Here is an 8,443-nt window from a genome sequence, read left to right as displayed (position 1 = left end):
CACAACCCGGTCATCCGGGCGCTGAAACAGCGGCTAAGCGAACGCGGCAAAGCCGGCAAGCAGATCGTGTGCGCCGCTATGCGCAAGCTCCTGCATCTCGCCTACGGCGTTCTCAAATCGGGCACCGCGTTCGACCCGAAAAGGGGCCTTGCCTGCTAGGGGGTAAGACGGTATCTACAGATACGCTCCGGTCGCTGTTAAAGGTTTCCTAAAATCACACCTTCCATTTAACGATGCGTTTTTCGAAGAGGTTTACTGAAGGCACTCTGCACGGATCACTCAATACTTCAGCGCATCCGCCGTCGGCGCCAATGGCGCGAAGCGCGCGTTACTGAAATCGTGCAGCAACTGGAAGGCCTCCGCGCCCTGCTGCGCCGCCTCGCGGAAGTCGCTCTTGCGCAGGCGATAGAGCCCCCCATCGCGTGCGAACACCAGGTCGCCGCCATCCCAATCGGCCCAGTCGCTGCCTGGCAGATCGACCAGCACGTTGCCCTCACGATCCAGCACCCGGTGATCCAGGCCGTACCACGCATGATTGTCCTGGCCGACCACATGCAGCAGCGACTGCAGGCGGCGGCCATTGGCGCCAATCTTCTCGCGCACGCGCGGGCGGCTGAAACGGAACAGCGCATCGCCGCGCAGGCCGCAACGTTCGCCCTCGCCGTCATCACGCAGGCGCCAGCCATCGCGCTCGCGCAACACGCCGTCGATCGGCTCGTCCTCGCCACCACCCGAATGCTTACCGAATGGGCGCACCTGCAGATCGTGCGGCAACTGGAAGCCGGTCGGCATCGGAAAGGGATCGCGCCCGTCGCGTGGCGGATGGTTCAACAACAAGGTCCGCTCGTCCTCGAACATCCCACCGCCGCCCCAGCTGTCGCCCTTCGGCCACAGCGCCAACGCGGTGAAGAACGGCGGCCGCGACAGCGCGGTCCAGGTGGCGAAGTCGCCATGCTGCTTGGAAGCGAAATACACCAGCAGCCGCCCCGACGGCGACAGATCGCAGCGCCGCTCGTAGATGCGGCCCTTGAACCACTGCCCGTGCACGAAGCTGTCGTCGCGCAGATCCCAGTGGATCAACTGCACCTGCTTGCTCGGCCCGCGGCGAAAGATCACGCCGGTGCGCGCGTCGCGCGCCAGCAGGGCGAACAGGCGGGTCGCCGGCGGGCGCTGCCACATTGGAGAGGGGGCGGGTTCCATCTGCGGATCTCTTCGCAGGACACGGCGATCACAGTGGCAGACCCGCGGCGTGGCGACAACCGCTGCCGGCGTGCCGCTTCGGCGACGCACACAGTGCGAGCGAATCGACATGAGGCGGGCCATCCAAAGCCCGCCTCTATCACGGCGCGTTACTTGGCGATCACCGACGTCCCCGACGGCACCATGTAGCAAGCCTGCGCCTTGGCACAGGCTTCGGCATTGATCTCGGCGATCTGGCTGGCCAGGTACTGCTCCGGGGTCAGGCCCATGCGGTTGCGGTAGGCGTTGTCCGCATCGGCCTTGGCCACCTGTTCCTGCTCGCGCTGGCGCTCGGCGGTGGTGGCTTCCACCAGGGTCTTGACTCGCTGCTGCTGCGCCGCGGTCAGGTTCATCTGCTGCAGCACGTCGGGATTGGGGCGAGCACGGCCGAGAGTGATGTTCTGAATCTGGATCGGCAGGCCCTGTTCCTTGACCAGGGCGCGCACGTTCTCGGTCACCGCCTCGTCGATCTTCCGTGCACTGTCCGGGTCGCTCATCATCCGGGTCATGTCGTAGCGCTTGACCTGGTCGCGCACGATCGCCGCGTACTGGCTGGCGACGTTGTTCTTGAACCAGTCCTGGCCGAAGCCGGACAGCAGCCGCGCCGGCGCGGTGATCCGGTATTGGATCTGCGTGGAGAAGTCCAACAGGATGTTGTCGCTGGACGAGAAGTCGTCGAACGCCACCTGCACTGTCTGCGGCGTGGTGTCCACGTACACCGCCGACGTCGTCATCCACGTGTAGGTGCGGCCGGGATCGCGCACGTCGTCCAGGCGGATGCCGCCCTTGCCGAACAGCAGCGGCTTGTCCACCAGCACCGCCTGCTGCCCCGGATCGGGCGAGACCACGGTGCAGCCGCACAGCAAGGCCGCCGCGACGGCGGCCAGCATGAGATGTTTCATCGATGCCCCCTGAAGGACGGCGCCGCGCGCCGTCGTGTACCGGGATGCTAGCGCATCATCACGGGCAAGGCATCTGCTGGTCCGCCAAAGCCAGGCACGCATCCGGACCTGTCGCTCCTCGCGCCGCAATCGTCTCGCGCCACATCCGGTACTCGAGGCTGACGCTGGCGAATGCCGCGTTCGCGCCGGCAGGCCGAAGATCAGAAGGTAGCAGCCTCAGTGCTTCGGACTGGCAGGCGCAATCGCACGACATTGCGCGAGTAACGCCTGGCCGGCGGCGCTTTCTCTCGTCATGGGAAGGCCGCCGAAAGCCCCGAGCACCTCGTCCCGCACACGCTCGGCGCTCTGGGATGACTCGACAAGATGCGGATCGTCCGAGGCCACACCAAAACCTGGTAGCGCCGAGGGCTCCACATGCCCCAATGCCACCAGTTGCCCGCACAGCCCGTAGTGGTAGGCGACATACTCGTTCCCAGCCAGCGACACGTCGCCCGCGGCGAACATGCCCACGTGGAAACCCTCGTGTGCCACCAGATCGGCGATGTTGGCCAGCGTCGCCGCTTCACTCCGCAACACCGGGGCGATGAGGACCAGCTTTGGCCCTTTGCCTATCCTGTAGAAGGTCGCCTGGTAGTCCACCGGGCTGGGCACCACCAGCAATGTTATGGCGATGTTCTGCACATGAGACTGGGCGCTGACGAACGCGAGCGCTTCGGAGGCGACGCGGCAGATCCGCTCAGGCATGCGCTCCAGCCCCTTGGCAAAGGTCACCTTGATGCGGCGATCGCTACAAATGCTGCGTCGCTGAAAGTGCACGGGATGCACGGCACCCTGCGTTGCCACCTGGGAGCGCGTTAGAAACAGCCCTATCCCGGTGATCACGCTGTGCTTGTTCATCCCCTCGACCGACATGCGGGGCACATCCGCCGCCAGCGCTTGCGTGCAAAACGATCCTATCAAGAGGCATTGGAAGGCCGGCAGACGCATCCAATTGTTCCGACGCACCCTGCGCTGTAACCACGTGACCGAGTCAACGCACGTCACTATCCGGATCCTCACATTGATGGTCGAGGGGCACTTGATACCCAGCGCGATCCCGATGAAGGGCCACGCCTCGCCGGTAGTGGGCACCGTACTTCTGATAGCGAACGAGCCTTGTCTTATCGAGTTGGAATCGATCCTCCGGACCCGAAAAAACTGGGCATGCGCTGTAGCCAACCTCGTTATCGTCGCTGCAGTAGCGGACATTGAGCGTGTCGCCACGCACCTTCCCTTGCAGTTGCCCAGCGCCACCGCGGATGTTGGTTCCTTCGCTCCATCGCCCGTCACACGATCGCCGTTCTGGTGCAGGTCGAGACTCAAGTAATGGCCCCGATCGCAGTGCTTTGCATAGCTCCAGCTACCGGAGAAGCCATCAGCTCTGTGCGCGAATGCCACGCCTGGGTATGCGCTAGCCAACATGATGGCGCCAGCGCTCATCCACGAGGTCACACGAGCACCAAGTGAGCGTTCTCTCACCATTCGCCGCGAACCTAAATCGCCATTCCTCGCTGTGGCACTGCCTGCTCTTGATTTTGTGCCAGCGACTGTTGCCGTTCGAGTTCCTGCAATCGCTGCATGGACTCCTGCACGGGCGTGGCGATGGCCTGCTCGGTTCCCATATGCGCCCGTAGGTGTGCCGGATCGTTCAAAGCGCCTTGTACAACAAAGACATGCTCGCCAGCCGCATACCGCTCGGTTCTGGTGTTCAGCACCACATGATCAATTCGCGTGAGGCCGTTCTCTTGCGCCAATCCCGCCAAGCTTGCGCTCATTCGGTCACTCGTCTCATCCGAGGGACGGCCAAGCGAAGCATCCAGGCGCTGCACTGCGCTGCGTGCCTGATCGAGTAAAGGAGAGGTGGGGCCGGACGTCGCGGGCCGCTCGCCTTCGATCATCCCTTGGCGACCGGGAAGGGCTCGCTGCATGTCACCTTGGAGCCCCTGCTCCTGCCGTCGCGCTTCGCCCAATTCGATTCCCAGCGTGCCCGGTTGGTAGTCCTGCACTTTCACGGTTTGGCCTTGCGCGTTTCGGATCAGCAGGTCGCTACCCTGCATTTGATAGGTATGAAGCCCGTCCGCGCTTCGGAAGACGCCCTCCGGGTCTCCCTCCTGTCTTGCGCCTCCGCTAAGGCGCTGGCCACTCCAGTACACCTGGCCATGACCATCGGTGTCCTGCACGACGTCACCGTCTCCGACAACATAGGTATCTCGACCAGCCCCGCCGCGCAGCACATCACGCCCCTCCCCACCGATCAGGACATCGTCGCCCTGCCCGCCGATCAAGGTATCGTTGCCTCCTCCCCCCAGCAGCAAATCGTTGTTGGCAACCTCATGCCCGCCACGTCGCCGCGTTGCATCCAACGTCGCCACATGATCCGGGTCCACCGCCACCCGTGCCGACGCCCGGCCTGGATCGACGTAGATCGAACCTGCATTGAATGCATCGTTGGTCAGGCGATCTGCGATCTCCGGATGGTCCGCGCGCAGATCGGACAGCAATCGTGTTCTGGCAGGCTCAAGCGACTGTGCAAGCGTTTGGACCTGACCACGGTCAGCAAGCAAGGTGGCATAGTCACGGTTCGCTTCGGCGATCAGATTGCGTTGGCCAGGATTGCCATCCACATCCACACCCCAGCGCGTCTCGTCACGATTGATGCGATCACGATGGAGTTGGTACATCTGATAGGTCGACAACGCCTCATCCCGCGTGACGTTGTTGGGATCGTTGTACAGCCCGAAGAGCTCCGACTCCATGAAGCGGCGTTTGCGCAATCCAGGCTCCGCGGCAGCATTGCTGCCCCATGCGTTGTAACGCATCTCGAACCATGCTTCGGAGCGGTCTCCAGCCGTCACCGCATCACGGAACGGCTGCATGTTGGCGTTGTAAGACCCGGCACCACGGTTATAGACCAGCGAGACCAGTGCGGCGCGCTCCTGCGACATCGGCATATTCAGTCCCGCGATCGGGCGCTCGTACTCTGGCAAGGACGCCGACAGCAATCTGTCGCCTTCTTGGGCATTGAGTGTCCGATCGAACTGCAAACCTAATCGCGTTCGGTCTCCTGGCGCAGCTGCGTCGATGGCCTCGAGTTGCCGCCATTGCGCCTCATTGAGTGCGATGCCGGATTCGCGCCAGAGGGCAACATTGTTGCCCCGATTAAATGTGTAGCCATAGCCGATGGTCGCTCGACCGTCGCCTACATCCTGCGAGTGGGCATGCAGGCTTTCTGTCAGCTTGATTAGATCACCGGTTAGGGTGTTGTACTGTTCTTGCGGCAGCTGGCGATAGATGATGGGCATGCGAGATCTCCTTATCAGGCAATAGGGCTACATCAAGTTCGAGTAATCCCCAATCTGATTGCAAATCTTTGCAGGGGGATTGCCAAGCTTTACGATGCGGCGCTTGCGCGCGGCAGCTTCATCCTTCGGGGAGACGATCCGATACAGCAGGTACAGGTCCCCCTTGACTTCCCATAGTCCAAAGGTGGAAAGATCCGAGAATTGATAGGTCTTGCCATCCGACTGGCGAACCGTGAAGGTGCACTCGGCATAGCTGCCCCACCCACAGCTGGCATCCAGGGCCTGCAAGCCCCCCTTCCCGCCAAGATCGAAATGATAGGAGCGCCCCTCGTCGCCATCGTTAACGGTCGGCGCAATCTGCGCTACAGGCGTCTTGGTTCCATCGCCCCAGGCACTGGCCTGCGTGCAGAGTGCGTCTCCGGAGCTCAGGGCCGGCGCGCCGCCAGCAGGAACATTGGCACATCCGGCCAAGAGAAGGCCTGTCAGGCCCAGGCACCACAGCGGTTTAATCATCATGCGCAATCCTCGCCTCAGTCCCAAGGCATCACACCGGGAGGTACCACGGTCAGTCCGATGTGCGAAACGTAGCCGATTCAGTATGGCACTGTCCACGTGGCAAGGGGCCGCCCAAATACGCCCGAAGCCCATGATTCATCAAAGGATTGCCTGGCAGAAATGCGCCATTCCACGCCCCTCGGTCGAGTCCCTGATCACCAAGCCATCCCGCATGAACGGCATCAGATCTTTGGTCGCAGAGATACCTGCAATGTTGGATGCGTTGACGCTTTCAGAAACGCCTTCTGCATGCTGTGGAAGTGCGATGGATGGAAGATCCTTGCTTCTCACCCATCCCAATGCCTGCAGTTGCGCGCACGCACCCATCGTGTAAGCCAAGCGCTCTTCCTCTTGCACCTCGGATGTCGTGCCGCTGAGGCCGCGTAGCAGATGGAATGTTTCGTGTGCTGTCGTGGAGACGACATTCGCGGTAGCCAGGTCACTTTCCTTGTCTAGCGCGAATGCATAGCGCGCGCTTGCGCTGGCCGTCGTTGCCAGCGATGAAGTGCGAGCAACGAGCTTCTGCCCGGGGCTGATCAGATCCACAATGAGCTCCAACTCCAAACCAGGTAATTTCGAAGCAGTGACGGCATACTGAATTCCCACCAGCACTGCGGCACAGGCGGGCGAAGAATAGTCCTCCGCATTCTCCTGCTGTCGCAGGACGACGTGCAGCTTTCCGCTTCGGCATTCCTCAAGGACAGTGAACTTTTCCGCCGCGCGCGAGCTACCAGGCAACACGCTCACCGTCCTGACCACGAACACCGATCCAAACTTCGATACCGCCGTCGCGTGCGCGCCCTCTTTGGCAATCAAGTTGGCGGGCGGCACCTGGATAGAGGCGCAGGACGTCAGCAAAGAAAGCGCCATCGCGAGTGCGATGGCGCTTCCGCTGGAAGTCCACGCACAGGAGTGCGTGACCCATTTTCTTATTGCTGCGAGCACAGGTAAGGCGATGGATAGGTAGTGCACTTTGTGAACTGCGTAGTCGCCGATGCAGTTTGCACACCCTCGTACTTCGACGCGAAGACAACCGTGTTAGGACCTGCGGAAGCAGTCACCACAAAAGGCGTGAGTCGATAGGTCAGCTTGTTGGCAGTCCCACCTTCGGCAGCAGACCACGCATTGACGGCCCCCGGGTCGGAGAGGCGAAGCGAGTTTCCGCTGCGGTACCAGTTGAACATTGCCGAGGACTGCACTGCGCCTGTTTGTGCATTCGTCAGGATGAGCCTTACTGTTCCGTTCTCGGGATAGCCCACCGTCGATCCACTGACATCGATTTCAAATAAGGACACATCGGGCACATCGGCTGCTGCAGCTGCCAACATACGCTGGTAGAGCGGAATCGATTCCTTGCCACCCCCACCGCCCCATGTGCCGCCGATCTCTCCCTCAGCGCCACAACCGCCTTTCTGTGTACAAGAGGCCTTGACGTTCCAGTGAACACTGCCGCCACACCCGGCTAATGTCATTGCAATAGCGAGCACCCCAACTGTTTTCAGATTCGATCGCATATCAACACTCCGTTGTTTGACGCCTTCCTTCTTGGAAAGCCCGCCCATCCCATCACCAGTCCCCACCACAGAACTAGGATTGCATCACAAATTCACGTCGTCACTTACCCATCGCCAGAACCATGCTCTCCCGCATGCCTGTCTTCCAGACTCCACGCTAGCTCAGCGGCTCGAGAAACGAGCCGTGGGCAAGATCCCTCTCTAATACGCGTTCCTCGCTCTAGTCCTGTCTAGATCAATGAATAAGCCTGCCCGCCGCAGGTGTAGCCTCAAACTCCAACGCATAGACCGCCCGCTCCTCGCGCACGCCGTTGGGCGTTGGTTCGCGCAGCGGCTGGCGTGCAATCTGCAGCAGCAGTTCATGCACGTCGTTCGCCGCAGCACAGAGCGTGCTGCCCACTTCCGGCAGCGTCTGGCCGGCACGCTCAGCCGCATCGCCGGCCGCCACCATGCGGGCATTGGCCGAGACGGTCTCGGCCAGTTGAGTGAGCCTGTCGATCTGCTCCTGCGTCACCCGGAACGCGCCAATGCCGGCGTCCGGCGCTGCCTGGACGGTGGCAGCGGGCCAAGCGCCGCGCATCGTGTCGGTCCGCTGGGCGGGATAGGACAGCGCCCCCAGCACCAGGTCCACTTGGTCGGCCAGCAACTCCAGGCAGAGCGCCATTTCGCTCATGCGTACCTTGGGCTCGGCGGCGCGCTCCTCGGCCTGCGTGCGCGGCTGCGCCAGCCTGGCCAGGAAACGCACGTGATCGCGCAGCTTCGCCAGGCGGAACTGGCTGCCCTCCGGCAGGAAATAGCCGGGCATGTCTTCGTCGTCCAAACGGTCGTGTGCCATCGTTGCCTCCTCGTTCCATGAAGGGGTCCGTCCGCCACGCATGGCGGACGGGAAGTC

At 62.1% G+C, this 8,443-nt stretch carries 8 protein-coding genes; all 8 read right to left on the bottom strand.

Annotated features, from left to right (window positions below; genetic code table 11):
- Window positions 1-279 precede the first annotated feature (279 nt).
- Entirely contained in the window at window positions 280-1,179 is a 900-nt protein-coding gene (locus tag FHR66_RS20135; protein WP_160970432.1) for a hypothetical protein, read from the bottom strand.
- A gap of 170 nt (window positions 1,180-1,349) precedes the next feature.
- Window positions 1,350-2,129, bottom strand: a complete 780-nt coding sequence (locus tag FHR66_RS20130; protein ID WP_160970443.1) for an SPFH domain-containing protein — start codon at window positions 2,127-2,129, stop codon at window positions 1,350-1,352.
- Window positions 2,130-2,357: 228 nt separating this feature from the next.
- Window positions 2,358-3,128, bottom strand: a complete 771-nt coding sequence (locus tag FHR66_RS20125) for a hypothetical protein (protein ID WP_160970431.1) — start codon at window positions 3,126-3,128, stop codon at window positions 2,358-2,360.
- Between the two features lie 545 nt (window positions 3,129-3,673).
- Window positions 3,674-5,482 (bottom strand): XVIPCD domain-containing protein, encoded by a 1,809-nt coding sequence (locus FHR66_RS20120; protein WP_160970430.1) that lies wholly within the window; start codon window positions 5,480-5,482, stop codon window positions 3,674-3,676.
- Between the two features lie 27 nt (window positions 5,483-5,509).
- Entirely contained in the window at window positions 5,510-5,998 is a 489-nt protein-coding gene (locus tag FHR66_RS21205; RefSeq protein WP_237475459.1) for a hypothetical protein, read from the bottom strand.
- Between the two features lie 138 nt (window positions 5,999-6,136).
- Entirely contained in the window at window positions 6,137-6,907 is a 771-nt protein-coding gene (locus FHR66_RS20110; protein WP_202394976.1) for a hypothetical protein, read from the bottom strand.
- 59 nt (window positions 6,908-6,966) lie between these two features.
- On the bottom strand, window positions 6,967-7,599 hold the full coding sequence (locus FHR66_RS20105) for a hypothetical protein (protein WP_160970429.1): 633 nt from the start codon (window positions 7,597-7,599) through the stop codon (window positions 6,967-6,969).
- A 187-nt stretch (window positions 7,600-7,786) separates the two neighbouring features.
- Entirely contained in the window at window positions 7,787-8,386 is a 600-nt protein-coding gene (locus FHR66_RS20100) for an XAC0095 family protein (protein WP_160970428.1), read from the bottom strand.
- Window positions 8,387-8,443: the final 57 nt, after the last annotated feature.

It is taken from the genome of Xanthomonas sp. F4, from assembly GCF_011761895.1.
Note: the sequence above shows the minus strand (reverse complement) of the source record. Positions and strands in the feature narration are given on the sequence as shown.

Bases quoted from the DNA above. Each gene is read 5' to 3' on its own strand.
- FHR66_RS20135 (WP_160970432.1), bottom strand. From the start codon at position 1,179: ATGTGGCAGCGCCCGCCGGCGACCCGCCTGTTCGCCCTGCTGGCGCGC.
- FHR66_RS20130 (WP_160970443.1), bottom strand. From the start codon at position 2,129: ATGCTGGCCGCCGTCGCGGCGGCCTTGCTGTGCGGCTGCACCGTGGTC.
- FHR66_RS20125 (WP_160970431.1), bottom strand. From the start codon at position 3,128: ATGCGTCTGCCGGCCTTCCAATGCCTCTTGATAGGATCGTTTTGCACG.
- FHR66_RS20120 (WP_160970430.1), bottom strand. From the start codon at position 5,482: ATGCCCATCATCTATCGCCAGCTGCCGCAAGAACAGTACAACACCCTA.
- FHR66_RS21205 (WP_237475459.1), bottom strand. From the start codon at position 5,998: ATGATGATTAAACCGCTGTGGTGCCTGGGCCTGACAGGCCTTCTCTTG.
- FHR66_RS20110 (WP_202394976.1), bottom strand. From the start codon at position 6,907: ATGGCGCTTTCTTTGCTGACGTCCTGCGCCTCTATCCAGGTGCCGCCC.
- FHR66_RS20105 (WP_160970429.1), bottom strand. From the start codon at position 7,599: ATGGGCGGGCTTTCCAAGAAGGAAGGCGTCAAACAACGGAGTGTTGAT.
- FHR66_RS20100 (WP_160970428.1), bottom strand. From the start codon at position 8,386: ATGGCACACGACCGTTTGGACGACGAAGACATGCCCGGCTATTTCCTG.